Raw genomic sequence first — 24,981 nt, 5'->3', positions numbered from 1 at the left:
GGCCGCTAAGAACTCGCTAGAGGCTTTTCTCGGCAGCATAGGATCACTGACTTCACCTGAATCGGCTCGGCATCACGTCTCAGCCCCATGGTGTGCGGATTTGCCTACACACCGGCCTACACGCTTACCCCGGCACAACCACCGGCCGGGCTCAGCTACCTTCCTGCGTCACCCCATCGCTTGACTACTACCCGCCAGGTTCCCACGCTCCCCAACCTCAACCCGAAGGTCTTGGCCGGTTTGGGTGGTTAGCACAACGAGGTTCGTCAGGGTCGCTCTTTCGCGGGTACGGGAATATCAACCCGTTGTCCATCGACTACGCCTCTCGGCCTCGCCTTAGGTCCCGACTCACCCAGGGCGGATTAGCCTGGCCCTGGAACCCTTGGTCATCCGGCGGAAGGGTTTCTCACCCTTCTTTCGCTACTCATGCCTGCATTCTCACTCGTGCCGCGTCCACAACTGGGTCACCCCGCTGCTTCACCCCCGGCACGACGCTCCCCTACCCATCCACACACCTGCACCTGGCATCAAGGCCAGGCGAAGTTAAAATGTGAATGCCACAGCTTCGGCGGTGTGCTTGAGCCCCGCTACATTGTCGGCGCGGAACCACTTGACCAGTGAGCTATTACGCACTCTTTAAAGGGTGGCTGCTTCTAAGCCAACCTCCTGGTTGTCTATGCGACCCCACATCCTTTTCCACTTAGCACACGCTTAGGGGCCTTAGCTGGTGATCTGGGCTGTTTCCCTCTCGACTACGAAGCTTATCCCCCGCAGTCTCACTGCCGCGCTCTCACTTACCGGCATTCGGAGTTTGGCTGATTTCGGTAAGCTTGTGGGCCCCCTAGACCATCCAGTGCTCTACCTCCGGCAAGAAACACGCGACGCTGCACCTAAATGCATTTCGGGGAGAACCAGCTATCACGGAGTTTGATTGGCCTTTCACCCCTAACCACAGGTCATCCCCCAACTTTTCAACGTTGGTGGGTTCGGCCCTCCACGCGGTCTTACCCGCGCTTCAGCCTGCCCATGGCTAGATCACTCCGCTTCGGGTCTAGAGCATGCGACTAAAAACGCCCTATTCAGACTCGCTTTCGCTACGGCTCCCCCACACGGGTTAACCTCGCCACATGCCACTAACTCGCAGGCTCATTCTTCAAAAGGCACGCCGTCACCCCGCAAGGCTCCGACGGATTGTAGGCGAACGGTTTCAGGTACTATTTCACTCCCCTCCCGGGGTACTTTTCACCATTCCCTCACGGTACTCGTCCGCTATCGGTCACCAGGAAGTATTTAGGCTTACCAGGTGGTCCTGGCAGATTCACGGCAGATTTCAGGAGTCCGCCGCTACTCGGGAACACCCACAGAAGACCAGCAACTTTCACCTACCGGACTATCACCGTCTACGGTCAGCCATTCCAGACTGTTCGACTAACCACTGGCTTTGTAACTTCTCGAACAAGTGTCAGCTTGCTCAGCAGGGTCCCACAACCCCGACCACGCAACCCCTGACAGGTATCACACGCAGCCGGTTTAGCCTCAATCCGCTTTCGCTCGCCACTACTCACGGAATCACTAAATTGTTTTCTCTTCCTACGGGTACTGAGATGTTTCACTTCCCCGCGTTCCCCCCACACACCCTATGTGTTCAGGTGCGGGTGACATCACATGACTGATGCCGGGTTTCCCCATTCGGACACCCTGGGATCACAGCTTGGTTGACAGCTCCCCCAGGCCTATCGCGGCCTCCCACGTCCTTCATCGGCTCCTGGTGCCAAGGCATCCACCGTTCGCCCTTGACAACTTGACCACAAAGATGCTCGCGTCCACTGTGCAATTCTCAACAAACAACCAACCCACAACCCACAGCCCCACACCAACAACCCGGCAACCGCCGGCGGTATGCGAGACCAGGCCGCGCCTGGCGCCCGACAGACTCAATCGGTCTGCCTCAAGGCTCTGAAACAACAACCACCTCGGGTTGTTCCTTCAGGACCCAACAGGGTGCTTACGCTCCTCACCAGCCGCACCAGGAACTCGTTCCCACCACCCCGAAGAGCAGCTGTACTAGAGAATCCGCAGCCGTTGCCGGCGACCGACTTGCCAGTGTCTCCGCCATCTGAGCACCCCGACCCGACATTCGCGGGCCGCGGGCTCCATGCCACCTTTCGGTGGATGGTGCTCCTTAGAAAGGAGGTGATCCAGCCGCACCTTCCGGTACGGCTACCTTGTTACGACTTCGTCCCAATCGCCAGCCCCACCTTCGACGGCTCCCTCCACAAGGGTTGGGCCACCGGCTTCGGGTGTTGCCGACTTTCGTGACGTGACGGGCGGTGTGTACAAGGCCCGGGAACGTATTCACCGCAGCGTTGCTGATCTGCGATTACTAGCGACTCCGACTTCACGGGGTCGAGTTGCAGACCCCGATCCGAACTGAGACCGGCTTTTTGGGATTCGCTCCACCTCACGGTATCGCAGCCCATTGTACCGGCCATTGTAGCATGCGTGAAGCCCTGGACATAAGGGGCATGATGACTTGACGTCATCCCCACCTTCCTCCGAGTTGACCCCGGCAGTCTTCGATGAGTCCCCGCCATAACGCGCTGACAACATCGAACGAGGGTTGCGCTCGTTGCGGGACTTAACCCAACATCTCACGACACGAGCTGACGACAGCCATGCACCACCTGTGACCGCCCCCGAAGGACCTGCCATCTCTGACAGTTTTGCGGCCATGTCAAACCCAGGTAAGGTTCTTCGCGTTGCATCGAATTAATCCGCATGCTCCGCCGCTTGTGCGGGCCCCCGTCAATTCCTTTGAGTTTTAGCCTTGCGGCCGTACTCCCCAGGCGGGGCGCTTAATGCGTTAGCTGCGGCACAGGGAACCGGAGAGGCCCCCCACACCTAGCGCCCAACGTTTACAGCGTGGACTACCAGGGTATCTAAACCTGTTCGCTCCCCACGCTTTCGCTCCTCAGCGTCAGTATCGGCCCAGAGACCCGCCTTCGCCACCGGTGTTCCTCCTGATATCTGCGCATTTCACCGCTACAACAGGAATTCCAGTCTCCCCTACCGAACTCTAGCCTGCCCGTATCGACCGCAGGCCTGGGGTTGAGCCCCAGGTTTTCACGGTCGACGCGACAAGCCGCCTACGAGCTCTTTACGCCCAATAAATCCGGACAACGCTCGCGCCCTACGTCTTACCGCGGCTGCTGGCACGTAGTTGGCCGGCGCTTCTTCTGCAGGTACCGTCACTTACGCTTCGTCCCTGCTGAAAGAGGTTTACAACCCGAAGGCCGTCATCCCTCACGCGGCGTCGCTGCATCAGGCTTCTTTTTCAGTGTGCAATATTCCCCACTGCTGCCTCCCGTAGGAGTCTGGGCCGTGTCTCAGTCCCAGTGTGGCCGGTCGCCCTCTCAGGCCGGCTACCCGTCGTCGCCTTGGTAGGCCATCACCCCACCAACAAGCTGATAGGCCGCGAGCCCATCCCAAGCCGAAAAACTTTCCACCACCGACCATGCGATCGGAGGTCATATTCGGTATTAGCCCCGGTTTCCCGGGGTTATCCCAAAGCCTGGGGCAGGTTGCTCACGTGTTACTCACCCGTTCGCCGCTCGAGTACCCCGAAGGGCCTTTCCGCTCGACTTGCATGTGTTAAGCACGCCGCCAGCGTTCGTCCTGAGCCAGGATCAAACTCTCCAACAAAAATCTTTGTCGAACAGCATCCTGGCAACAAAAGTGTTGCCAAAGGAATCCCAACCAGCAACCATTCCAAAGAACAGCCACCAGTCCGGGGTATAAAACAATTGGCACTGGCTTTACAAGCACCCTGTTGAGTTCTCAAAGAACAACCACACACCAACCAGAAACCCCGCGCTGCGGAGCCCCCGTTTGGGGCAACCTCTCCAACCTACTCGGTCTCACGTTCGTCGTCAACCTCGTGTCCGAGGTGATCAACTTGGCTCGACCAGACCCACGCTGACGCTCGCCGTTTCCGGCATTCGTGGCTCTCATGGGTTTCGGCGGACCGGCCGGCGTCGCTTTCGCGACCACCCGCCCGGCTCCCTGCCGACTTTCGAACTCTACCCGGTCGGCTTCGCCTTCGCAACTCCGTGTCCCGGAGTGTTGAGCACCGCCCGAATCTCAGTCTGGCTCGGCGTCGCCGCCACCAGCCTGGCGCCCGCTCTCGGCCGGTTTGCCCCGGCCTCCCGCGTGCAGAGAGAAAGTTACGCGGACCGGCCGTGGAAGGCAAATCAATGATCGTCATTGCCCGAGCGGAGCGCGCGCAGCCGATACCCGCCGGAAAGCACCCGCGGAAGGGATCCCCCGGCGGCGGCCCCGTGCCAGAGTGGTCGGCATGGATGACCCGTCCCCGGTCCCGGCCGTCGCCGAGGACGCTCTGCTCGGCCTCCTGCTGCCGTTCTGGCAGTTGGTGATCGGGGCCGTCGTGCTCGCCGTACTGGTGCTGTCGATCAGACGCCTGGCCCGGCGCGGCCCCTCCCGGATGACCACCGCCCTGCTGGTCACTGCGGCGGCGATCGCCGGAATCGCCGCCCTGGGCCTGCTGTTCGGAGGCTGACCGCGGTCAGAGCCGGCGGTTGGCCAGGCTGGGCAGCTCGGCGCGGATCGTCCGCAGCCGCTCCAGGTCGATCTCGGTGACCGCCAGTCCCGGACCATCGGCGACCTGGCTCAGCACTGTCCCCCACGGGTCCACCACCATGCTCCGGCCGAAGCACGTCCGGCCCGGGTCGTGATCACCGGTCTGGCCCGCCGCCGCCACGAAGCACTGGTTCTCGATCGCCCGGGCCCGCAGCAGCACCTCCCAGTGGTCCCGCCCGGTGTGCATCATGAACGCGGCCGGCACGACGAGCAGTTCGGCGCCGCCGTCGGTCGCGAGCTGCCGGTACAACTCGGGGAACCGCAGGTCGTAACAGATGGACAGGCCCACCCGCAGGCCCTCGACGTCGACCACCACCGGCTTCTCCCCGGGCGCGACGGTTGCCGACTCCCGGTAGGAGACGCGGCCGGGGATCTCCACGTCGTACAGATGGATCTTGCGGTAGGTGGCGGCGAGCGCGCCCTCGCGGTCGAAGACCAGCGAGGTGTTCCAGGTGTGCGCGGGGTCCGGCCCGGCCTCGTGGAACGAGCCGGCGATCACCCACATGCCGAGCCGCCGGGCGACCGCCGCGAAGAACCGCCCCACCTCGCCGTCGACCGGCTCCGCCGGGGGCATCCGGTCGTCGGGGCCGAGGTAGTCGACGTACTCCGGAAGGAGGGCGAGGTCGGCGCCGGCCGCCGCGGCCCTGACCAGCAGGGCCTCGGCGGCGGCGAGGTTCGCCGCCCGGTCGTCGCGGGCGTTGAGCTGGCAGACGGCGACGCGCATGACCCGAGGGTACGGGCGCAGGCGGGCGCGCGACAGGGCTCAGACGCTGGACAGCACGAGCGCGGCGGCGGCGAACCCGAGTCCGGCCAGTTGCACCGGCCGGAGCCGTTCCCGGTCGACGGCGAGCGCGAGCAGGACGGTGCTCGCCGGGTAGAGCGAGGCGACGGCGGCCACCACGCTCAGGTGGCCGCGTCCGGCGGCGGCGAGGAAGAGCGCGTTCGCTGCCGAGTCGAGCAGGCCGGCGGCCGCGGCCCAGCCGAGCACACGCCGCCCGAGGCGCAGGCGAGTGCCGGTACGCGCGGCGAGCGCGAGGCCGAACGCGACGGAGCTGACGCGTACCGCCAGAACCGGCCACATGCCAGCGCTCTCGTCCGCCTGGCCGAGCAGCGCGAAGAAGACGCCGAAGAGCAGTCCCGCGGCGAGTGCCATGGCCAGGACGCGGCCGGAGACGCGGCGTGCGGCGCCGCGCTCCCCCAGGCTGACCAGCGCGATCGCGACCACGGCGAGCCCGGCGCCGCCCAGCGCCACCGCACCCGGGGAATGGGCGAGGACCAGGCCGGCGACGATCGGCACGATCGCCGCCGTGATCGCGGTGACCGGCGCGACGACGGCCATGACGCCGGTGGCCAGCGCGCGGTAGAGCAGCATGACGCCGCCCGCGCCCGCCACCCCGGCCAGCAGCCCCCAGCCCAGGTCGAGGGCGCTCGGGGTGCCGGGCACGACGAGTACGAGCACGACCAGCAGCGGAAGGCTGAGCATCTGCGACACGACGGTGACAGCGATGGGGTCGGCCCATCGGGACGCCTTGCCGCCGGAGAAGTCGGCCGTGCCGAAGGCGAGCGCCGAGACGGCGGCGAGGACAATGGGGAGCACATCGCAGTCGTACCATAATAGTGACCGTGAAGGACAGTGTGATGACCGACGCAAGCGGACGGGTCGGCGCGGTGACCTCAGCGGTCGCCCGGCAGGTACGTGAGTTGCGAGCCGCCCGCGGCTGGTCCTTCGAGGAACTGGCCGGCCGGTCCGGCGTCAGCAAGGGCATGCTCGTGCAGATCGAGGGTGCCCGCACCAACCCGAGCATCGGCACGCTCTGCCGGGTCGCCGACGCGTTCGGCGTCAGCATCGCCCGGCTGCTGGAGCCGGCCGAGGAGAGCACGGTACGGGTCAGCGCTGCCGATGACGCGCCGGTGCTGTGGCGCGGCCCGCACGGCGGCCTGGCGCGTCTGCTCAGTGGGCTCGGCGAACCCGACCTGGTCGAGCTGTGGGACTGGCGGATGGAACCCGGAGAGACGTTGCGCTCCCCCGACCACGCCCACGGCACCCGGGAGATCCTGCACGTGCTCGACGGCGCCGCGACAGTCACCGTCGACGGCGTCGACCACGAGGTACGCGCCGGCGAGACGGTCCAGTTCCACGCCGACCGGGAGCACGGCTACCGGACGGCCGGCGACGAGCCGGTGCGCCTGATGATGGTGGTGGTCACCCCGTCGGGCGAGTGGGACCGGCGGACCCGTTCACGCGGACCGCGCCCGAGCTGACCCGGGCGCGGTCGCGACGGCGGTCAGGCCGACTTCTCCTCGCGGTCCCGCCGGCGCCGGCCGGTGAACTCGCGGGGCACGATCGTCGGGTTGACGTTCTCCAGCACGACCTCGCGGGTGATCAGCACCCGGGCCGCGTCGGGGTTGCTCGGCACCTCGTACATCACGGAGAGGAGCACCTCTTCCATGATCGCCCGCAGGCCGCGGGCGCCGGTGCCGCGGAGCATGGCCTGATCGGCGATGGCCTCCAGCGCGGGCTGCTCGAACTCCAGCTCGACGCCGTCCAGCTCGAACAGGCGCTGGTACTGCCGGACCAGCGCGTTGCGCGGCTCGGTCAGGATCCGCACCAGCGCGGTGCGGTCGAGGCTGCGCACGTTGGTGATCACCGGAAGCCGGCCGATGAACTCGGGGATCAGCCCGAACTTCAGCATGTCCTCCGGCATGACCTGGCTGAAGATGTCGTCGGTCGACCGCTCGGACACCGACCGGAGCCGGGCGCCGAAGCCGGTGCCGCCGGAGCCGGTGCGGGCCTCGATGATCTGGTCGAGCCCGGCGAACGCGCCACCGCAGATGAACAGCACGTTGGTGGTGTCGATCTGGATGAACTCCTGGTGCGGGTGCTTGCGCCCGCCCTGCGGCGGCACGTTGGCGACAGTGCCTTCGAGCATCTTCAGCAGCGCCTGCTGCACGCCCTCGCCGGAGACGTCACGGGTGATCGAGGGGTTCTCCGACTTGCGGGCGATCTTGTCGACCTCGTCGATGTAGATGATGCCCGTCTCGGCGCGCTTGATGTCGTAGTCGGCGGCCTGGATCAGCTTCAGCAGGATGTTCTCGACGTCCTCGCCGACGTAGCCCGCCTCGGTGAGCGCTGTGGCGTCCGCGATGGCGAACGGGACGTTGAGCATCCGGGCGAGCGTCTGCGCCAGGTGGGTCTTGCCGCAGCCGGTCGGGCCGAGCAGCAGGATGTTGGACTTGGCCAGCTCCACGCCGTCGGTGCCGGAGCCCGGGGCGCCGGCGGCCTCGGCCTGGATCCGCTTGTAGTGGTTGTAGACCGCGACGGCGAGCGCCTTCTTGGCCTGCTCCTGACCCACCACGTAGTTGTCGAGGAACTGGCAGATCTCCATCGGCTTGGGAAGCTCTTCCCACTTCACCTCGCCGGACTCGGCCAGCTCCTCTTCGATGATCTCGTTGCAGAGATCGATGCACTCGTCGCAGATGTAGACGCCAGGGCCCGCGATGAGCTTCTTGACCTGCTTCTGCGACTTGCCGCAGAACGAGCATTTCAGTAGGTCGCCGCCGTCACCGATCCGTGCCACCTACGTTCTCCCTGCACTCATCGGCCGGAACGCCGGCCCTGACCTGCGAGCGCCGGAGCGCCCGTCCGTCCTGTCGTTCCACCATGCTGTCGGCTCCACCGATCCGACCGGCGGAGCGGTACAGACCCGACGTTACCCGGTGGCCGGGTTTTCTCCGACCCCCAAAACCGGTGTGTCAGAGGTCGACCGGGAACGATACCCCGGCCGACCTCCGACCACACGTGGCTCAGCCCGCGGCGTGCGACGCCAGCAGACCCTTCTTGCGGCTGGTCAGGATCGTGTCGACCAGCCCGTACTCCTTGGACTCCTCGGCCGTCATGATCTTGTCACGGTCGATGTCCTTGCGGACCTGCTCGATCGGGCGGTTGCAGTGCCGGGACAGCATGTCCTCCAGCTGCGTCCGCATCCGCAGGATCTCCCGCGCCTGGATCTCGATGTCCGAGCCCTGGCCGTAGCCGCCCTCGGTGGCCGGCTGGTGGATGATGATCCGGGAGTTGGGCAGCGCCATCCGCTTACCCGGGGTGCCCGCGGAGAGCAGCACCGCCGCCGCGCTCGCCGCCTGCCCGAGGCAGACGGTCTGGATGTCCGGGCGGACGTACTGCATGGTGTCGTAGATCGCCGTCATGGCGGTGAAGGAGCCACCGGGCGAGTTGATGTACATGATGATGTCGCGGTCCGGGTCGGTGCCCTCCAGCGTCAGCAGCTGGGCCATCACGTCGTTGGCCGACGCGTCGTCCACCTGCACGCCGAGGAAGATGATCCGGTCCTCGAAGAGCTTGTTGTACGGGTTGGACTCCTTCATCCCGTACGACGTGCGCTCGACGAACGACGGCAGGACGTAGCGGTTGTGCACGGCCGCGAACTGGGGCGGCAGGCTCAGGTCGGTCATCGTCAGCTCCTCGCTCAGCTCAGGGTCCCGGCGCCATCCGGAACCTGCGCGGCTCCGATGATCACCTTGTCGATGAAGCCGTAGTCCATGGCCTCCTGGGCGGTGAACCAACGGTCGCGGTCCGAGTCGGCCTCGATCTGCTCCTGGGACTGGCCGGTGTGGAACGCGACCCGCTCCTGGAACATCCGCTTGGTGTAGAGCATCTGCTCGGCCTGGATCGCGATGTCCGACGCGGTGCCGCCGAGGCCACCCGACGGCTGGTGCATCATGATCCGCGCGTGCGGCAGGGCGTAGCGCTTGCCCTTGGTGCCGGCGCAGAGCAGCAGCTGGCCCATCGAGGCCGCCATGCCCATCGCCACTGTCGAGACGTCGTTGTCGATGTACTGCATGGTGTCGTAGATCGCCATGCCGGAGTAGACCGAGCCACCCGGCGAGTTGATCCAGAGGAAGATGTCGCGGTCCGGGTCCTCCGCGGCGAGCAGCAGGAGCTGCGCGCAGATGCGGTTGGCCACCTGGTCGTTCACCTCGCTGCCCAGGAAGATGATCCGTTCCTTGAGCAACCGGTTGTAGACCGAGTCGTCGAGGTTGCCAATGGAGTCGCCACCGCGGGCCTCGTTCACCCGGAGCGACTTCTTGGGGATGTGCATGTCGGTCATGGCAGCCCTTCGCTCTCCGTACCGTCCTACCCGACACTAACCGCTCAGCCGGGAGGCGTACTCCCGGTCGGGGCACTGTTCGCTCTCAGCGCAGTCACCCGCACGGCGTACCCCGGAAAGGGTTTCGGCCGCCTCCCGGCGCACAGCGCGGGACGGCGGCCGACACCCCCGACGGTCAGTGCTGGTGGTCGTGCTCGGCCTCGTTCTGGGCCCGCAGCGCGTCGAGGGAGACCTCGTTGCCCGCCGAGTCCTTGATCTTGATCTTCTCCATCACCGCGGCGAGCGCCTTGCCCCGGCGGACGTCGCCGAAGACGGCCGCGGCGGCGCCGGAGCGGACCAGCTGGTCGTAGTACTGCTGCGGGGCCATGCCGGCGCGCTGCGCCCGGTGCACGATCTCGTGACCGAACTCGTCGTCGGAGACCTGCACGTCCTCGGCGTCGGCCAGCGTGTCCAGCAGGAGCTGGATCTTGACGCCGTCGGTCGCCGCCTCGGTCAGCTCGGCGTCGATCTGCTCCTCGGTCTTCTCCTCCGCCGCGAGGTACTCCTCCAGGGAGGCGCCGATGCGCTCGAGCTGGTCGACCATCGCGGCCTTGCGGCTCTCGACCTCCTCCTTGACGACGCCCTCGGGCGCCGGCACCTCGGCGGCGGCCACCATCTGCTCCAGGGCCTTGTCGCGGGCGGCGTAGATCTGCTCGACCTGCTTGCCCCGGGTGATCCGCTCCCGCAGGTCGCCGCGCAGCTCGTCGATGGTGTCGAACTCGCTGGCCATCTGCGCGAAGTCGTCGTTGAGCTCGGGGAGCTCCTTCTCCTTGACCGTGCGGACGGTCACCGCCACGTCGGCGTCGCGGCCGGCGTAGTCGCCACCGACGAGCTGCGTGGTGAAGGTGGTGCTGTCGCCGGCGGCCAGGCCGACCAGCGCCTCGTCCAGACCCGGCAGGAGCTGCTTGCTGCCCACCTCGTGCGAGATGTTGCTCGCCGAACCGCCCGGGACCTCCTCGCCGTCGACCGTGGCGTTCAGGTCGATCTGCACGAAGTCGCCCTCCTGGGCGGCCCGCTCGACGGTCTTCAGCGTGGCGAAGCGCTCGCGCAGGCTGTTGATCTGCTCGTCGATCTCGCTGTCGGCGATCTCGATCTCGTCGACGGTCACCTCGATGGTGGCCGGGTCCGGCAGGGTGATCTCCGGCCGGACGTCCACCTCGGCGGTGAAGTTGAGCGAGTCGCCGTCGTTGAACTCCGTGATGTCGACCTCGGGACGGCCCAGCGTCTTCAGGTCGTGCTCCCGGACCGCGGCGAGGATGTTCTGCGGGATGGCCTCCTGGATCGCCTCGTTGAGGACGGTCCCCCGGCCCACCCGCTGGTCGATCACCGCGCTGGGAACCTTGCCCCGGCGGAAGCCGGGAACCTGGACCTGCTGGCCGATCTCCCGGTACGCCTTCTTGAGGCTCGGCTCGAGCTCGACGAACGGCACCTCGATGGCGAGCCGCACGCGCGTCGGGCTCAGAGTCTCGACGGTGCTCTTCACAGGCGTACTCCTTGACGGATCTGGGTGTTGATTCTGGGGCGTGATTGCGCGCATCGAGTGTAGGCGAGCCGGCCGACGGCATCGGCAGGGCCCGGGCACCGCGCGGAAAAAACCGGCGGTTCCCGGGACGATCCGGTCGCGAACGACAGTCGGGGTGGCGGGATTTGAACCCACGGCCCCTCGCTCCCAAAGCGAGTGCGCTACCAAGCTGCGCCACACCCCGTGGCGACGAAGAGTGTATGCCGTCCGGTCCCCCGCGCGGGTGACCGGGGCGCGGCGCGGCGGTCGGCGGGCCGCCGCCGGGCCGCCGCCGCGCCGCCGCTGGGCCGCCAGTTCGGGGAAGTGGCTGGGTCCGAGGGCCCGGGAAGGCGCCACCTCGCCGAGGTGGTGTGGATCTTGACGGTCCGGGGCGAGCGCGGGGTATGCGCTTCGCGGCGCCAACCCGGATTGGGTACGCTGTCGGCGCGCCCTGCTGTGGTGGGGCGCTCGCGGGCGTAGCTCAATGGCAGAGCTTCAGTCTTCCAAACTGACGGTGCGGGTTCGATTCCCGTCGCCCGCTCCACTTCACGGACGGCCGGTCCGCTACGCGGGCGTGGCTGGCGCGCCGCGTCAGCTCGCCGCAGCCAGCCGCCCGGCAGCCCGGGTGCCGAGGCTGGCTCGGCCACTGCGGGCAGCCGGAGCAGCTCCGCCCGCTGTGGCCCGGTCAGTTCCGGCGATGCCTAGCTGCACCGGTCCACGGTGGCCCGCGCGAACCCGGTCAGGTCGACCGAGGCCCGCTCGGCGAGCCGTGGTTCCGGGTCCCCGACCAGCAGCAGCGCCGCCCGCAGCCGGGTGCCGAGCAGCCGGTAGCCGGGGCCACCCGCTCGTCGGCGAGCAGTTCCTCGGGCAGCTCGGCGGAAGCGCCCGTTGATCCGGGGGGCAGCGCGGTGGCCGCCTCCCGGACCACACTGGCGGCCGGATCGCGGAGCATCGGAACGGCGTCGAGTCGGGCCAAAGCACAGACCGCCGCCGCCACGCATAGCCGGGCCTCCGGGTGACCGAGCAGCGGGTGCAGCAGAGTGCCGTACGCGCTCGTCGAGCCGGATCAGTAGCCGAGGCGTACCCGCCAGCAGCCGCAACGTCGCCCGGGCGGCACCGACGTCGTCGTCCGCGTGCACGGCAGACAGCGCGACCAGGAGGCACCGCAGGTCGCCCTGGTCCCCGCCGCTCGCCTCGGCCACCATCGGCGGCACCTACCGGGCCTGGCCACGTACGTCGATCATCAACACATGGTGGCGGCTGCGCGGCGGCGACCGCACCAGGGTTTCCGGTGCCGCGCGGAGTCAAGCATCGGTAGGCAATGCGACAGCGTGCCGCGCATCCTACCGGCCACTGAGGATGATCGATAGCCTGGGCCGGTGGAGCACGAGGAGCCGTGGAAGGTGTTGCAGAACGTCAACGAGTGGCTCCGGCACGCCGATACCAAGGCCAGCCTAGTGCTGACCCTGGACGGCGCGCTGATCGGCCTGATCGCCCTACGCGTGCAGGGGCGGGAGGCATTCGAGCGACAACCGGTCGCGACCATGCTGCTGCTCCTCGCGCTGGGCCTGCTGGCCGCCAGCCTCGTCGCCACGGTGCTGGCCGTGGCGCCCCGAACCACGATCACCGGCCAGCAACGGTCCCTGCTGCACTTCGGTCACATCGGGGAACGGTTCGAGACGAGGGAGTCGGAATTCGTCGCCGAGTTCGTCGCGCTGCTCCGGGATCCGGATGCGCTCCGGCGCGAGGTCGGCAGCCAGGTGTGGGCCAACAGCATCGTCGGCCGGCGCAAGTACCGCCATCTGAGCTGGGGAATCCGCTGCGCCTCCGGCGCGATCCTGGTGGTCGCGCTGGCGAGCCTGGCCGGGCCATTCACTGGGTGACCGGCAGCAGGTCGCCAGATGTCCTGTTCCCGGGCGAATCCGGCCGGTAGGACGGAGGGCGGCAAACCCATAGCGGGAGGAGCGTCCAATTTCCAGCGCTGACCTGGGTCCCGTCACCGTCGAGTCGCTCGGCCCACTGACCGTGCTCGGCTCCGGCGGCCAGGGCACCGTGCACGCAGTCCCGAACCGGCTACTCGACGACCGATGGCCGGTGGCGTACAAGGAGTACGACCGGACAACCCTGGGCCGGGTCGACCGCCCGGTGCTGGAGAGGCTGGTGGAGTTGCCGGGACGGCTGGCCGAGGCCGATGCGCGTCTGCTCCATGAGCGCACGGCGTGGCCGGTGGCGGTGGTGGAACGCGGCGGGCGGCTCGCCGGCTTCCTGATGCGTCAGGTGCCGCCGATGTTCGACACGCCGCTACGGCTCACCACCAGGTACGTGCAGAAGCTCGCCCAGGTTCAGTTGCTGCTGAACACCGACGACTACCTGGCCGCCCGCGACCTCGCCATCGACGACGTGTTCCGACTCGGGTTTCTGCTGGACACGGCTCGGGCCATGGCTGACTTCCACCGCCTCGGCCTGGCGGTCGGCGATCTCTCCCCCAACAACCTGCTCTTCAGCCGGGAGGTAGTGCCCCACTGCTTCTTTCTCGACTGCGATGCGATGCGGCTGGACGGCGCCTCGGCGCTTCCGCAGATCGAGACCACCGACTGGGAGGTACCGGGCGGCCAGGGTGAGGAACTAGGCACGCCAGCCAGCGACGCGTACAAGTTCACGCTGCTCTGCGTACGGCTGCTCGCCGGCGACCAGTCGACGCGTGACGCGGCGGCGGCGCAGCGGGCCGGCGCCGACGTCCAAGAACTCGTCGACCGCGGGTTGGACCGGGCACCGACCAGCCGCCCCGGCCTGGCAGAGTGGATCGGGCCGTTGCAGCGGGCGGTCGAGGCCGCGCGGGCCCAACCACGGATCAGCCCGGCCACCGTCCCACCGGGACCCGACCCTGCCGTCCCGGATGCCGCGCCGACGGCAGCCGGGCCGCCGCCTAGCCGGGCCACCCGGCCGCCCGGTCGACCCGCACCGACGCGCCCGCCCACCGCCACCCGCCCGGTCACCCGGTCGCTGCGGGGGGCAGGTACGGCGGGCAAGGTCGCGCTGGCCGTGCTGCTCCTCCTCTGCGGCGTGACGCGGATCTCGTCCTGCGTCGATGATCCGCACTCCGGCCCGGCTGCCGATGAGCGGTCGACCAGGCCGGGCGATGGCCCGCGGCAGTCCTCAACAGCCGCGAGGGACCAGGCGGCTGTCCTGGCCGAGATCCTCGCCCGCTCGAAGCAGGACCGCCGCACGATCGCCCCGGCGGTGGAGAAGGTCACCCGGTGCCTCGACCCGACCGGCGCAGCCGCCGACTTCCGGCAGGCCGGGGCCGGCCGGCGGGAGGTCCTCAGCCGGGTCACCGCGATCGAGACCGACCAACTACCGCGCGGTGCGGAGCTGCACGCGAATCTCGTCTCGGCGCTGCGCCATTCGGCAGCGGCGGACGACGCCTATGCGCGCTGGGCCAGCGCGGTGGCCCGCCACGGATGTGGGTCGTCGGCGATGCGCGGTACCGACCGGCGGACCGGTGACCGGGAGTCCCGGGCCGCCACGGCCGCCAAGCAGCGCTTCGTAGCGTTGTGGAATCCGTTCGCCCGGCAGTCCGGTCACCCCGTGCTGTCCTACCGGGACATCTGACCGTGTGGTGCGGCGGCGAGCGCCGCCCGTCCGGCGGCGGTGATCAGCACACTGCGCCGGCCGGTCACCACCCAGCCCTCGTCGCGCCAGTGCTCCAGCGTCCGGCCGACCGTGCGCTGTGAGCTGAGCACCAGACCGGCCAGATCCGCCTGCGACAGCGGCAGCTCGACGAGCAGCCCGCCGTTGTCGTCCGGCACCCCGTAGCGGCGCCCGAGGTCCAGCAGCAGCTCGGCGAGGCGCTGTGGGACCGACTCGGCCCCGGCGGCGGCCCGTTGACGGTCGGCCTCGCGCAACCTGACGGAGACGGTGCGCTGCACGATCTCGGCGGCCTGCGGGAAGCCCTTGAGGAACACCCGGAACCGGTCCGCGGGAATGACCAGCGCCTCCACCGGGGTCATCGCGGTCAGGGTCGCGGACCGACCACCTCCGTCGAAGCCAGCCAGTTCGCCGACCAGGTCACCGCCGTCGCGCAGGGCCAGCACCGCCTGGTAACCCCGCTGGGTGTTCGCGGAGACCTTGACGCAGCCCTCCAGCAGCACGATGACGAAGTCGCTATCGTCACGCTCGTGCACCAGCACGGCCTCCGGCGGGTAGCGGCACAGCGACCCGAGCGCCCGAAGTCCCGCCCGCTGCTCCTCCGCCAGGGCATGCCAGAACGGCACCCGGTGGTGGTGCCCCAGATCCATGCCCGTCGCCTCCCTGTCGACTGTGGAGCCCGGCACCCGACAGGGTCATCGTAGGGCGGCGGTTCCCGGTCGGCACGGACCGAACGGAGCGGATCGTCAGCCAAACCTATTTACCAGGTAGACGATCAGGATGCCCAGCATCACCAGCAGCACGAGCGTACGGCCGATGTTGCCCGACCCGCTTGCCGCAGGAACTATGGTGGACCCGTCGTCGGGGTCCGATCCGACACCTACACCCACCGGCACCGGGCGGCCGTCGAGACGGTCGCCAGCCGCGGCGGAGGTCAACGCGGTGATCCAGTCCTGCGGGGCTGGGCGTCGGGCGGGAATGACGGACATACTCGCCTCGGCGAAGTCGGCGAGATCGTCGGAAACCGCAGCGAGTACGGACGGATCCCGGCTGCTCTGGTCGCGGGCGAAGAGCCGCACGGCGAGCAGACCGAACTTGTACGCGTCGGTGGCCGGTGTAGCAAGGGGCTCCCCACCGGGCAATGGCACCTCCCAGTCCGGAGTCTCCGTCTGCGGTAGCACGGAACCCCCCGCGAGTCGCATGGCGTCGCAGTCGATGAAGAAGCAGCGCGGCCGGTTACCCAGGCAGAAGAGCAGGTTGTTCGGAGACAGGTCACCGACCACCACCCCGAGGCGGTGCAGTCGGGACAGCGACCGCGCCAGGTCTGCCAGCAGCAGCAGCCGGCCCCGGTCGTCCACCGGGATGGCCATCCGGGCCAGGTAGGAGTCGGAGTTCAACAGGAACTGGAAACCGGCAGGTCGGCGCACTGTCCCTCCGCCTGCGGGCAGGCCGATCTCGAAATCCGCCGGGATACGGCGCATGAGCAGCCCGCGGACCACCGGCCCGGAGGTGACCAACGCCGCGGGCCAGGCGCTCTGCTCGCACAGCCAGCGACCGGTGGCCGGATCCAACGTCGGCACGAACGAGACCATCCGCCTCAATTGCGCGACGTCGAGCCGTGAGCAGACGACTGGGTCGTACTCCTTGTAGACAACCGGCCACTCCTTGTTGATCCGGAGTCCGTCAATGGCGTACACGCAGCCCTGACCGCCCTTGCCCAGCTGGGTCAGCGCACCGAGCGAACGAACGTCGAACTGTGGCGCGAGCGCATCGTCCATCGATCTCCTCAGGCTTTCGTCCGCGGCCAGATCGCCAGCAGGGTCCGGTCGTCGTCGTACGTCTCCCGGGAAAAGTCAAGGTGGTAGGCGAACTGGACCGGTGGCTGCGGCCTCGCCAGCCGACCGGCGAAGTAACGTCCCACCTGGCCGGCGCCGTCGCCCAGCGCGTCACCGAAGCCGTCGGTGCCGATCAGCAGCACCTCGTCGCGCCCCAGGGGTCCCCTACGCGGGCTGACCCGAGGCGTCCGCGGCAGAGCGGTCACCGCGGACGAGACGACCGGGTCACCGGTGTGCAGCTTGCCGTCGAGGAGGCTGCGGTACGCGCCGTCGCGCAACACCCAGGCGCCGGTGTCACCGACCTGGATGAGCGACACGGTAGGACCGTCCGGCAGAACCATCCCGGCGACCAGGGTGCTCGCCATCGCCTCCTCGGCGGCGGCCGGATCCGCCTCGCCCAGGCCGAGCAAGGTCCGGGTCTGCTCCACCAGTTGCCAGGCCGCCTGCTGCACCACGTTCTGCCAGTCCACCGGGTGACCGGCGGCGAGGTCAGCGAGGATCTCCCGGACCGCCGCCCGACACACCAGCGCGGCGCCGAGGTGCGAGTGCCGGGCCGCGGAGACCCCGTCGGCGACGGCGAACACGACCGCGCCGGTGGGCGGGTGAACCACCACGGCGAAATCGTCCTGGCGCGGCGTACCTCGGTGGCGGTGCAGGTAGCCGCGTACGGAGGCGGCGCGCACGGTGAAGTCCCGGGTGGACCAACCGTCGGTTACGGTGTCCGGCCGGTACGTCTGGTCCTCGGCGGGGCGGGGTTCGAAGTCCGCCGTCGGCGTCCCGAGCACCACGGGCAGCCACTGCGGCGACCGGCCCGGTCGCCCGCCGGCCCGGTCGGCCGGCTGGCGGGTCGGGCGTGCCAGCCCGGCTGGGGAGCCACCCGCCTCGTACAACTCCGGCCGCGGCGGCGCCCCCCTCGGCGGCCGCTGGTCGGTGGCCGGCGGACGGGCGGCGCCCCGGGCGGGCGGGGACCGGTCGACCGGATGCGCGCCACCGCGCGGCTGCCCGGGGGTGTCCGCATCCGGGGACGGCTCCGGTCGCCCGCCGTCACGTCCCGGCCCCCGCTCCGGTCGGTACAGCGGTGCGTCGCCGTGCCCGCTGGGCCGGTCGGGCTCGCGGTACCCCGGTTCACGCACCACCTGGTCGTCCTCCAGCCGGACGGGTCGCCCCCCTCCGCGCCGCCACCTAGACCACATCGATGGCCATCCGGAAACCCTGCGGCCGCTCGACCACCAGCTCGGGCTGCGCGGAGCCGAGCGACCGCCCCGACTCCACGATGCTCTTGGTCAGCGCGGTGCAGAAGCGGGCGATGGAGGCGCCAACGTCAGTGCCGGCGTTCGCGATGAAGCCGTACTCGTCCCGGGTAGCCACCTGGCGGATGGTGGCCGCCTGCGCGTCGCCGATGCCACAGGCGACGATGTTGGGCGCACCCTTGGTGACATTGCGATCGATGAGCTGCCGGTGCACCTCCAGCCAACCCTTGTCGGTGGGCTGGCCGTCGCTGAGGAAGAACACGGCGGGTCTGTGCACCGTGAATCCCTCCGCCTTTAGCACGTCGACGTCCGCCGGGATGCGCTGGCGCAGGTCGCCGAAGGCGGCGCCGTAACTGGTCCGGCCGCGCGGTTTGAGTTCCGGCATCTCCTCCGCGTGCCGCAGGTCGGCCAGCCGGAGGTGCTCCAGGACGGTCTCCGAGAAGCCGAGCACGGAGAACCGCACCTTCGCCGCCGCCATCGGTTCGCCAAGCAGCGCCTCGTGCAACGAACGCAGCCCTTCGTTGAGCTGACCCATCACCTTGGTCATGGAACCGGACTCGTCCGCCATCACGTACACCGGTAGGAGATTTGCGTGGCCGCCGGACATGTCTACCTCACTTTCCCCGGCCCACGGGCCGGACTTACCGCTGTGCAGGGGACGATCAGACCAGTTCGCTGGCGATCCGGAAGCCGACCGGCGGGGAGATGGTCAGTTCCCCCGAGCCGTCGATGAGGGCTCGGCCGGAGTCGATGACGCTCACGGCCAGCGCCCGCCAGTACTGCGCGATGGCGGCGTGCACGTCGCTGTCGGGCACCATCACGAACCCGAACGCCGGCTCGGTGGCGATGGTGGCGATCAACGCCGGCGGGGCCGCTCCGATTCCGCAGGCCACCACGTTCGGCGCGTACCGGTGGCTGGCGCGGTCCACGAGCCGCCGGTATGGGCTGGTCCAGCTCTCGCCGTCGCGGGGCGCGCTGCCACTGAGGAAGAACACGATCGGTCGGCGGACGTTGGGCTGCTGCGCCTTGAGCGTCTCGATGTCGTGGCCGATGCTGTCCAGCAGCGTCTCGAAGGCGTTGGCGTAATTCGCCGGGCCGCGGGGGGTCAGCCAGGGTGACTGGCTGCCCGCGGTCACCACGTCCATCCGAAGCCGACTGGCGACCTCGTCGGCGAAGCCGAGCACGGCCAGCCGGATCGCTGGGGACACGTCGGCTGCCTGCACCAGGGCGTCGTGCAGGGTGTGCAGGCCGTTGCTCAAGTCGCCGATCCAGGGTGCCACGTCGGCGGACTCGTCGACCATCACGTAGACCGGTTGGACCCCGGCGGCCGGGGTCCAGACCCGGCTCTTTGGGTCCTGTTCCAGGATGACCGCCGGAGGCTTGTCCCGGCCGTCCGCCGGAGCGTGGCCGGCCGGATCGAGCACCGGCGGCTGGGTCCAACCGGCCGGCGCGGCCGGCAGTCCGAGTGGCCGTACATCGGTCGCGCCGAGGCGCCGCATGGTGTGCGCAAGCATGGGTTCCACATCGGCGGCGAGGATGAGGTCCTTCTCGACCAGGAACCGGAACAGTTCCGTGGTCTGCTGGTTGTGCAGGTCCTGCCGCTGCAGCATTGCCTGCTCGTGGGCAGCGAGCAGTTGCATCGCGGCCATCGTGTCCTGCGGGTTCCGGGCCAGGTGCAGGCGGATCAGCTCGGCCGGGTCGAGCGGCCGATCCCCCAGCTCGGTCAGTTCGGTGCGGGCCGCCTGGATCCGGTGGTGCTGCTGCATCTGCTCGAGCTGGCCCTGGTGCATCGCCTGCTGGACGTGCACGTCGTGCCGGACCCGGTTGAGTTCGACCGTCCGGCTGGCCTCGACCTTCTCCCGCAGGTAACGGCTCGCCGCCTCGTCGGGCAACAGCCGGGGTGACAGCGCGAAGATGGTGATGCCCTCGGGCAGTACCCAGCCGGAACCGAAATGCTGGCGTAGGGCGTCCTCGGCCTGGGCCGACTGCTCGATGCCAAACGACCGGGTGATCGGGACGAACCGGTCGACGATCGCGCCGTAGACGATCGGCATGGCGTCGGTCACGTTGCGCCGGACGATCTCACATGGATCGTGCACGCGAAACGCGACGTCAACGGTCGCCACGAAGAAGTGCACGTCGCCGCGGGACGGCAGCGGGGTACTGCGCAGCTCCGCCCGCCGCCGGTGGTCGCCGGTGTCGACGTCGTAGCGGGTCCGGTACGGCGACAACGCCTGCTGCGACCAGCGCATCGGCTTCCCGTCGAAGGACGTCACCTCGCCGCCGCCCGTCGCGTACACCACGGCACGCGACGGTGTGGTGGCCCTGGTGACGGTGAACGGCCCACGGGCGACCGGGCTCACCTCAAGTATCAGCGGCAGTGGAGTGGTCACTGAAAGCTCCCTCCCGGAGCGAGCGCGGCCTCGACCGCATAGGCCGTACGCGGGTGTGGTTGCAGGTTGTCGACCGCCCGCCAGTTGGCGGCGAGTCGGCGGATCAGTTGTCGGGTCCGGTCGCTGCGGGCGGCCACATCGGTCAACATCCGGATGAACGCGGTCCCCACCCAATGGTCCGCCTCGGCCATCGCCGCCCACCCGGTCAGAGCCTGTTCGGTGAGGTTGGAGAAGGTGCCGGCGTTCAACACGGCCTGCCACATGTCAACCAGCACCACCCGCAACTGCGGATGCCGGTCGGCCAGGAGCAGCAGTGTCGGCCAGTAGTTCGACTGGTCCGGACCGGCGGCCCCGGCCCGGTCACCGGCTTCCGCCCCGGTCAGCTCGCCCGCCCCGGCCTCGGCCCGCAGCGACTTCGCCAGCCAGAGGAAGACGTACTGGCCAGCCACGTTGCGCCGGCGGTCGTTGAGCCAACTGGAGATGCGACTGAGCACCAGCGGCGCGTTGTGCTCCTCGTCCTGCAACAACACGTCGGCGAGGCTGTCGCCGATGCCGTTGGCGACGCGGAAGTCGTCGATCACCGCCAACCGGTCGAGAGCAGCCAGGGCGGCCCTCGTGTCGAGTGGCCCGAGGCTTACCCCGTGGATCCGGGCGGCGGTCGCCTGGCCGACCGGAAGCGCCGGGTTCCCGTAGAGACCGGCGACCACGTTCTCCACCAGTGGACGCCACCGGGCGTCCTCGGCGGGAACCCGGAGCGCATACGCGACTACGTCGCGCAGCCAGTACCGCTGCTCGTCGAGAGCCATCGGGCGAAGCACCCGTGTGAGGACCGCCTCGAACGCGTAAGTGGAGAGCAGGCCGAGAGCGGTGCCGGCCCAGACCCGGACCTCCTCCGAGCCGCGATCGTCGGCCAGGTCGTGCAGCCACTCCAGCAGCTCGTCGTGGATCTGGTACTGCCGCCAGACGTGCTCCAGCACCATCTGGGCGTAACCGTCGTCCACGTACTCCAGCACGTCGGCCCGGACGTTCCCCCAGGGGCTGCGGATGTCGGTCTGCCTGGACCGGGCACGCAACAGCCGTTCCCGCTCCCGCCGGGTCAGGCCGAACGGATCGCGCCAGGGCGCTTGTCGATCGCCGCCCGCGCCGCCCTCGGGCGGTCCGTCCAGCCGCTCGGCGAGCCGTCGGGCCGCCCGTACGACCACCTCGTAGGACAGGCCGTTCAGCACCGCCAAGGCGATGGCCAGGCAGCGGGACGGCACGTCCGGCAACCCGCCGAACCAGATGTCGAAGTCCTCCGTCAACCTGTCGGCCATCCGCGCCCGTAGCCGGTCGACGTCCACCGCCCCGCCGTCGAGCTGCTGGCTGATGACCAGGGCGAGGTCCGCGGCCACCTTCAGCGGGGTCCCCGGGACGAAGAGTTCCCGGGTGTACGCCAGCAGATCGGGATCGGCGAGCAGCTGGCTGCTCAGACGCTCGGCATCGGCGCCCTCCTGGCTGGTCCGCAGCCGCCAGCTGAGGTGGCGGGCGAGCACGTCGGCATGCCCCGGCGGGTCGCCCAGGTCGACCACGAACTCCATGAGGTCCTGGTCGGCCAGGGCTGCGTCGGCACCGACGGTCAGCACCAGCCGGGCATCGATCCGGTCGAGGACAACGTGCAACTGCTGCAGCATCCAGCCCCGGGTGGCACCCCAGCCTGCTGGCTCGCAGAGCAGGAAGCCGGCGCCCGACGGCAGCGGATTCTCCGACTCCCCGTCCAGTTCCAGCCAGTGTCCCAACCGCTGCAGGTCGACGTTCTGGTCGAGGTTGAAGACGCGTCGGTCGGAGGGAGACTGCAGCAGGCGGATCGCGGTGGCCGTCTTCCCGGCGCCGCGCGCCCCACGCAGGATCACGATTCGCTTCTCGGCGAAGGCGCCGCGCATCCGCGGCCACTCCGCCGGCTCCACGAAGGCGTGCCGGACCGGATTGGTCAACATCGGCGACAACCGCTGCAACGGGGTGCGCTCGCGACCGCCGAGCATGACGACGTACTTGTCCCGGCCGACCTGGTCGCCACCGATGACGAACTGGGATGACCGGCGGAGGTTGTGTTGCCGGCGCATCCCGTCGGGCGGCGCTGAGGGCGCCAACGAACGGTCCTGCGAGTCGAGCGTCGTCGGCGTACGCAGTTCGGCGGCCGGATCCGAGGAGCCGGCCGGTGGGGAGGTGGCGGAGGCGCTGTTGCTGTTCGGGGTGGCGGAAGGACCCGCGCCGTCGTCCGGGGCGGTCGCGGTGCCAGCGACCGGCCCGGGTGACGCGACGTTGGCCGCCCCGGTCGGCGGTACACCAGCCGTCGGCGCGGCGGGAGTGGTCACAGTTCCCTCCGACCCCGCACGTGCTTGTCCCCGGCGACCTGGTCACCCGTCACCCGGACGTCCGAGCCGTGGAAGAAGAAGCCACCACTCTGCTCGACCCGCGGGAAGGGGTCAGGCCGGGCGACGTGCCGCCCCTCCGGCGACGCCGAGCGCGCCTGCGAGTCACGCGACGGGACCTCGTCCGCCGACGCCTCGTCCGGCAGGCCCGGCGGGTACGGATATCCCGGCACCTGGATCCAGACCCGCTCCTGCCGCAACTCCTTGACGTTGAGCACGGCCGGTCCGAAGGTCGACGAGTCGACGAAGCGGTAGTCGTGCCGTATCACACCGCGGTAGATCTCGTCGGAGACCGCGAAGGCGAGGACGGCCGTCGGAGCGGCGGCCAGCGCGTCTCGCAGAACCTGCGCGTCAACGAGCCGGCTGGCCGTGTTGATCGCCTCACCGACCCAGCCGTTGGAGTCACGCTGGCAAAGCCCCTGGTGCAGGGCGACGCGGAAGCGCATCGCGTGTGTCGCTGTGAAGATCTTCGCCTTCTCCCGCAGCCCCGCATCCAGTGCCCGGACCAGTTCCCCGGCGAGCGCGACGATCGAGGTCGACGGCGGCAGCAGCATCAGGATGCCGTCCCCCCTGTCCTGCGGATGGACGTCGGTCCAGCTCAGGTGAGCGTCAGCAAAGGCGTTCCGGACGACCTCGTACATGCTGTCCCGCAGTGAGGACTGCACCGGATTGCTCCGCTTACCGAAACCCTCGATGTCCACCACCATGATCGAATGCGGGGTGGGTGCAGCCATGGTCACTCCTCACGGTCGTCTCCGAGCGCACGCTGAAAACATGCTGGGGGGCGCCTCCCGCTGCGAGTAGGACATCTGGCGTAAAGGGGTGCTCGTTCCGCGGGTCAGTTCCCCCACCATCCGCCTTCTCGGCGGTGGGAATCGCAGAGCCACCTTCCTGCGGATCCGACAGGACCGATGGACCGCAAAATGCTATCGATGGACCGCTGTCCATAGAAGACAGAAACCCGACAACGATCTTCCTCTTCCGCGTATCGGCACGACCAGCGACCGACCCTCGGTCGGGGCTGCGTACAATGCGGGGCCGGGTGCCCTTGCATCAGGTGGAGATGGTGACGGATGTCAGGCCAGTAGGACGGACACGCCTTTTCATGACCCCTTCCGGTCGCCGCTACTGGCCCACTGATGCGGACTGCGGGTCTCCTGCCAGCTCGTACCCGGCCCGAACGTTTGGTTGTGAAGCAGCTCAGTCGCTTCGACCTTGGTCAGCAGCGCCGGGTACCCCGCGACGCCGGTGAGGATCCGCCACACTTGCTCCGGCTGCGCGGAAAAACGTGTGGCTGAACGTCATCGGCTGCAGGGTGGGCCCCTGCCGGGCGGCGAACCGACCGCCGCTGGCCAGGCGTCCAGACAGCTCAGGTCAGCCGAAGACGGTATTCCAAAACTGACGGTGCGGGTTCGATTCCCGTCGCCCGCTCCACCGGCCTCCGGGCCAGGTCAGAGGCGAACTCCGGCCTGGGCCGCATCCACTAGCCTGTCGCCGTGGGAACCGACATCTATGGCTTCGTCGAGGTCCGGCACCCCTTCGCGGATGAGGACTGGTACGAGTGGGAGCCGTGGGTGTGCCTGATGCCGATCGCCCCGCTCTACCTGAACGACGACGTAGATGCCTTCGCCTGCCTCTTCGGCGTGCGGAACTGGCTCCGCTGGGAGCCGGCCGCGGCTGAGCGTGGCCTCCCGGCGGACGTGTCGAGTGCGATACGCGGCAGCCATGAGAAGGACCGGCGGCTGGACTCGGCCGTTCATGGCGCGAGCTGGGTGTCCTGGGCCGAGTTGCGCGACCTCGACATGTCGGTCGTGCCCCTTGCTCGCGGGCTGCTGCAGGTGGAGGATCCGCCACTGCTGCGCAGGTTCCGGGTAGACGACGAATGGCCCGGCGAGTTCGTCGAGAAGTACGGCGTTCCCCCTGTCGGCGCCTCTCCCGTCGAGGCGGCACCGGGTCGCTGGGACGTAGGCGGGGTCACCGTCGAGTACGGACCGTTGATGACCCGGCACGACGTGCTCGGGCCGGGCACCGGATGGGAGCACGTCTTCGCCGTCATGCGCGCGCTCGGGCAGCGTTTCGGCGATGACGGCGTGCGCCTGGTGGTGTGGTTCGACTAGAGCCACCGTGG

The 24,981-nt window shown here is 68.8% G+C and carries 18 protein-coding genes, 2 tRNA genes, 1 rRNA gene and 1 other annotated feature (1 of these 22 only partly in view); of the genes, 6 read left to right on the top strand and 15 right to left on the bottom strand.

Annotated features, from left to right (window positions below; genetic code table 11):
* Nucleotides 1–1,807 (bottom strand) — a sequence feature (mutual gap in cmsearch alignment for this rRNA model is longer than 100) (it extends 1,253 nt beyond the left edge of the window).
* Nucleotides 1,808–2,186: 379 nt separating this feature from the next.
* Nucleotides 2,187–3,702, bottom strand: a 16S ribosomal RNA gene (locus MCBG_RS26485).
* Nucleotides 3,703–4,354: 652 nt separating this feature from the next.
* On the opposite strand from MCBG_RS26485, the gene MCBG_RS26480 reads away from it, so the two are divergent.
* Nucleotides 4,355–4,576 (top strand): hypothetical protein, encoded by a 222-nt coding sequence (locus MCBG_RS26480; protein ID WP_013288029.1) that lies wholly within the window; start codon nt 4,355–4,357, stop codon nt 4,574–4,576.
* A 6-nt stretch (nt 4,577–4,582) separates the two neighbouring features.
* Here the strand turns inward: MCBG_RS26480 and MCBG_RS26475 are convergent, their stop codons facing one another.
* Both MCBG_RS26475 and MCBG_RS26470 read right to left on the bottom strand, forming a co-directional pair.
* Nucleotides 4,583–5,380: a carbon-nitrogen hydrolase family protein gene (locus MCBG_RS26475; protein ID WP_043328959.1), complete on the bottom strand. Its 798-nt coding sequence runs from the start codon at nt 5,378–5,380 to the stop codon at nt 4,583–4,585.
* Nucleotides 5,381–5,419: 39 nt separating this feature from the next.
* Nucleotides 5,420–6,253 (bottom strand): EamA family transporter, encoded by an 834-nt coding sequence (locus MCBG_RS26470; RefSeq protein WP_043328958.1) that lies wholly within the window; start codon nt 6,251–6,253, stop codon nt 5,420–5,422.
* Between the two features lie 41 nt (nt 6,254–6,294).
* Between MCBG_RS26470 and MCBG_RS26465 the strand changes: the two genes are divergently transcribed.
* Nucleotides 6,295–6,918: a helix-turn-helix domain-containing protein gene (locus MCBG_RS26465; RefSeq protein WP_043331011.1), complete on the top strand. Its 624-nt coding sequence runs from the start codon at nt 6,295–6,297 to the stop codon at nt 6,916–6,918.
* A gap of 23 nt (nt 6,919–6,941) precedes the next feature.
* Here MCBG_RS26465 and clpX read toward each other — a convergent pair whose 3' ends face one another.
* From clpX to MCBG_RS26440, 5 genes are all read right to left on the bottom strand, one after another.
* Nucleotides 6,942–8,234 carry an ATP-dependent Clp protease ATP-binding subunit ClpX gene (gene clpX, locus MCBG_RS26460; protein WP_018786885.1) on the bottom strand — a complete coding sequence of 431 codons (1,293 nt, stop codon included), beginning with the start codon at nt 8,232–8,234 and terminating at the stop codon, nt 6,942–6,944.
* Nucleotides 8,235–8,460: 226 nt separating this feature from the next.
* Nucleotides 8,461–9,123: an ATP-dependent Clp protease proteolytic subunit gene (locus tag MCBG_RS26455; protein ID WP_013288034.1), complete on the bottom strand. Its 663-nt coding sequence runs from the start codon at nt 9,121–9,123 to the stop codon at nt 8,461–8,463.
* Between the two features lie 14 nt (nt 9,124–9,137).
* Complete coding sequence (locus tag MCBG_RS26450; protein ID WP_018786886.1) at nt 9,138–9,779, bottom strand: ATP-dependent Clp protease proteolytic subunit; 642 nt, start codon at nt 9,777–9,779, stop codon at nt 9,138–9,140.
* 175 nt (nt 9,780–9,954) lie between these two features.
* Nucleotides 9,955–11,301: a trigger factor gene (tig, locus tag MCBG_RS26445; RefSeq protein WP_043328957.1), complete on the bottom strand. Its 1,347-nt coding sequence runs from the start codon at nt 11,299–11,301 to the stop codon at nt 9,955–9,957.
* A gap of 149 nt (nt 11,302–11,450) precedes the next feature.
* A tRNA-Pro gene (locus tag MCBG_RS26440) sits at nt 11,451–11,524 on the bottom strand.
* 265 nt (nt 11,525–11,789) lie between these two features.
* Between MCBG_RS26440 and MCBG_RS26435 the strand changes: the two genes are divergently transcribed.
* The 3 genes from MCBG_RS26435 (at nt 11,790) to MCBG_RS26425 (ending at nt 14,931) form a co-directional block, all read left to right on the top strand.
* Nucleotides 11,790–11,863, top strand: a tRNA-Gly gene (locus MCBG_RS26435).
* 835 nt (nt 11,864–12,698) lie between these two features.
* On the top strand, nt 12,699–13,202 hold the full coding sequence (locus MCBG_RS26430) for a Pycsar system effector family protein (protein ID WP_043328956.1): 504 nt from the start codon (nt 12,699–12,701) through the stop codon (nt 13,200–13,202).
* Between the two features lie 211 nt (nt 13,203–13,413).
* Complete coding sequence (locus tag MCBG_RS26425) at nt 13,414–14,931, top strand: YML083C domain-containing protein (protein ID WP_140946180.1); 1,518 nt, start codon at nt 13,414–13,416, stop codon at nt 14,929–14,931.
* Here MCBG_RS26425 and MCBG_RS26420 read toward each other — a convergent pair.
* The 7 genes from MCBG_RS26420 to MCBG_RS31315 all read right to left on the bottom strand — a co-directional run bounded on the left by MCBG_RS26420 (nt 14,916) and on the right by MCBG_RS31315 (nt 23,587).
* Nucleotides 14,916–15,617: a Crp/Fnr family transcriptional regulator gene (locus MCBG_RS26420; protein WP_198033320.1), complete on the bottom strand. Its 702-nt coding sequence runs from the start codon at nt 15,615–15,617 to the stop codon at nt 14,916–14,918. The two genes, MCBG_RS26425 and MCBG_RS26420, sit on opposite strands and share 16 nt — an antisense overlap.
* Before the next feature lie 96 nt (nt 15,618–15,713).
* Nucleotides 15,714–16,745 (bottom strand): protein kinase family protein, encoded by a 1,032-nt coding sequence (locus MCBG_RS31325; protein WP_051611401.1) that lies wholly within the window; start codon nt 16,743–16,745, stop codon nt 15,714–15,716.
* A gap of 8 nt (nt 16,746–16,753) precedes the next feature.
* Complete coding sequence (locus MCBG_RS26410) at nt 16,754–17,590, bottom strand: protein phosphatase 2C domain-containing protein (protein WP_198033319.1); 837 nt, start codon at nt 17,588–17,590, stop codon at nt 16,754–16,756.
* A 394-nt stretch (nt 17,591–17,984) separates the two neighbouring features.
* Nucleotides 17,985–18,599 (bottom strand): vWA domain-containing protein, encoded by a 615-nt coding sequence (locus tag MCBG_RS26405; protein ID WP_223201342.1) that lies wholly within the window; start codon nt 18,597–18,599, stop codon nt 17,985–17,987.
* Nucleotides 18,600–18,714: 115 nt separating this feature from the next.
* Nucleotides 18,715–20,445: a vWA domain-containing protein gene (locus MCBG_RS31320; protein WP_140946178.1), complete on the bottom strand. Its 1,731-nt coding sequence runs from the start codon at nt 20,443–20,445 to the stop codon at nt 18,715–18,717.
* Nucleotides 20,442–22,796 (bottom strand): hypothetical protein, encoded by a 2,355-nt coding sequence (locus MCBG_RS26395; RefSeq protein ID WP_043328952.1) that lies wholly within the window; start codon nt 22,794–22,796, stop codon nt 20,442–20,444. The genes MCBG_RS31320 and MCBG_RS26395 overlap by 4 nt, the downstream gene beginning before the upstream one ends.
* A complete protein-coding gene (locus tag MCBG_RS31315) occupies nt 22,793–23,587 on the bottom strand; it encodes a nucleotidyl cyclase domain-containing protein (protein ID WP_140946177.1) in 795 nt (264 codons plus the stop codon). The genes MCBG_RS26395 and MCBG_RS31315 overlap by 4 nt, the downstream gene beginning before the upstream one ends.
* Before the next feature lie 762 nt (nt 23,588–24,349).
* On the opposite strand from MCBG_RS31315, the gene MCBG_RS26385 reads away from it, so the two are divergent.
* Nucleotides 24,350–24,970 carry a hypothetical protein gene (locus tag MCBG_RS26385; RefSeq protein WP_043328951.1) on the top strand — a complete coding sequence of 207 codons (621 nt, stop codon included), beginning with the start codon at nt 24,350–24,352 and terminating at the stop codon, nt 24,968–24,970.
* The last annotated feature ends 11 nt before the right edge of the window (nt 24,971–24,981 follow it).

Source organism: Micromonospora sp. M42 (assembly GCF_000568915.1).
In the GTDB taxonomy this organism is placed as follows: Bacteria; Actinomycetota; Actinomycetes; order Mycobacteriales; family Micromonosporaceae; genus Micromonospora; species Micromonospora chalcea.
The sequence above is the reverse complement of the archived record's forward strand: the minus strand, read 5'-3'. Positions and strand labels throughout refer to the sequence as shown.

Bases quoted from the DNA above. Each gene is read 5' to 3' on its own strand.
- MCBG_RS26480 (WP_013288029.1), top strand. From the start codon at position 4,355: ATGGATGACCCGTCCCCGGTCCCGGCCGTCGCCGAGGACGCTCTGCTC.
- MCBG_RS26475 (WP_043328959.1), bottom strand. From the start codon at position 5,380: ATGCGCGTCGCCGTCTGCCAGCTCAACGCCCGCGACGACCGGGCGGCG.
- MCBG_RS26465 (WP_043331011.1), top strand. From the start codon at position 6,295: ATGACCGACGCAAGCGGACGGGTCGGCGCGGTGACCTCAGCGGTCGCC.
- MCBG_RS26455 (WP_013288034.1), bottom strand. From the start codon at position 9,123: ATGACCGACCTGAGCCTGCCGCCCCAGTTCGCGGCCGTGCACAACCGC.
- MCBG_RS26450 (WP_018786886.1), bottom strand. From the start codon at position 9,779: ATGACCGACATGCACATCCCCAAGAAGTCGCTCCGGGTGAACGAGGCC.
- MCBG_RS26420 (WP_198033320.1), bottom strand. From the start codon at position 15,617: ATGGATCTGGGGCACCACCACCGGGTGCCGTTCTGGCATGCCCTGGCG.
- MCBG_RS31325 (WP_051611401.1), bottom strand. From the start codon at position 16,745: ATGGACGATGCGCTCGCGCCACAGTTCGACGTTCGTTCGCTCGGTGCG.
- MCBG_RS26405 (WP_223201342.1), bottom strand. From the start codon at position 18,599: ATGACCAAGGTGATGGGTCAGCTCAACGAAGGGCTGCGTTCGTTGCAC.
- MCBG_RS31315 (WP_140946177.1), bottom strand. From the start codon at position 23,587: ATGGCTGCACCCACCCCGCATTCGATCATGGTGGTGGACATCGAGGGT.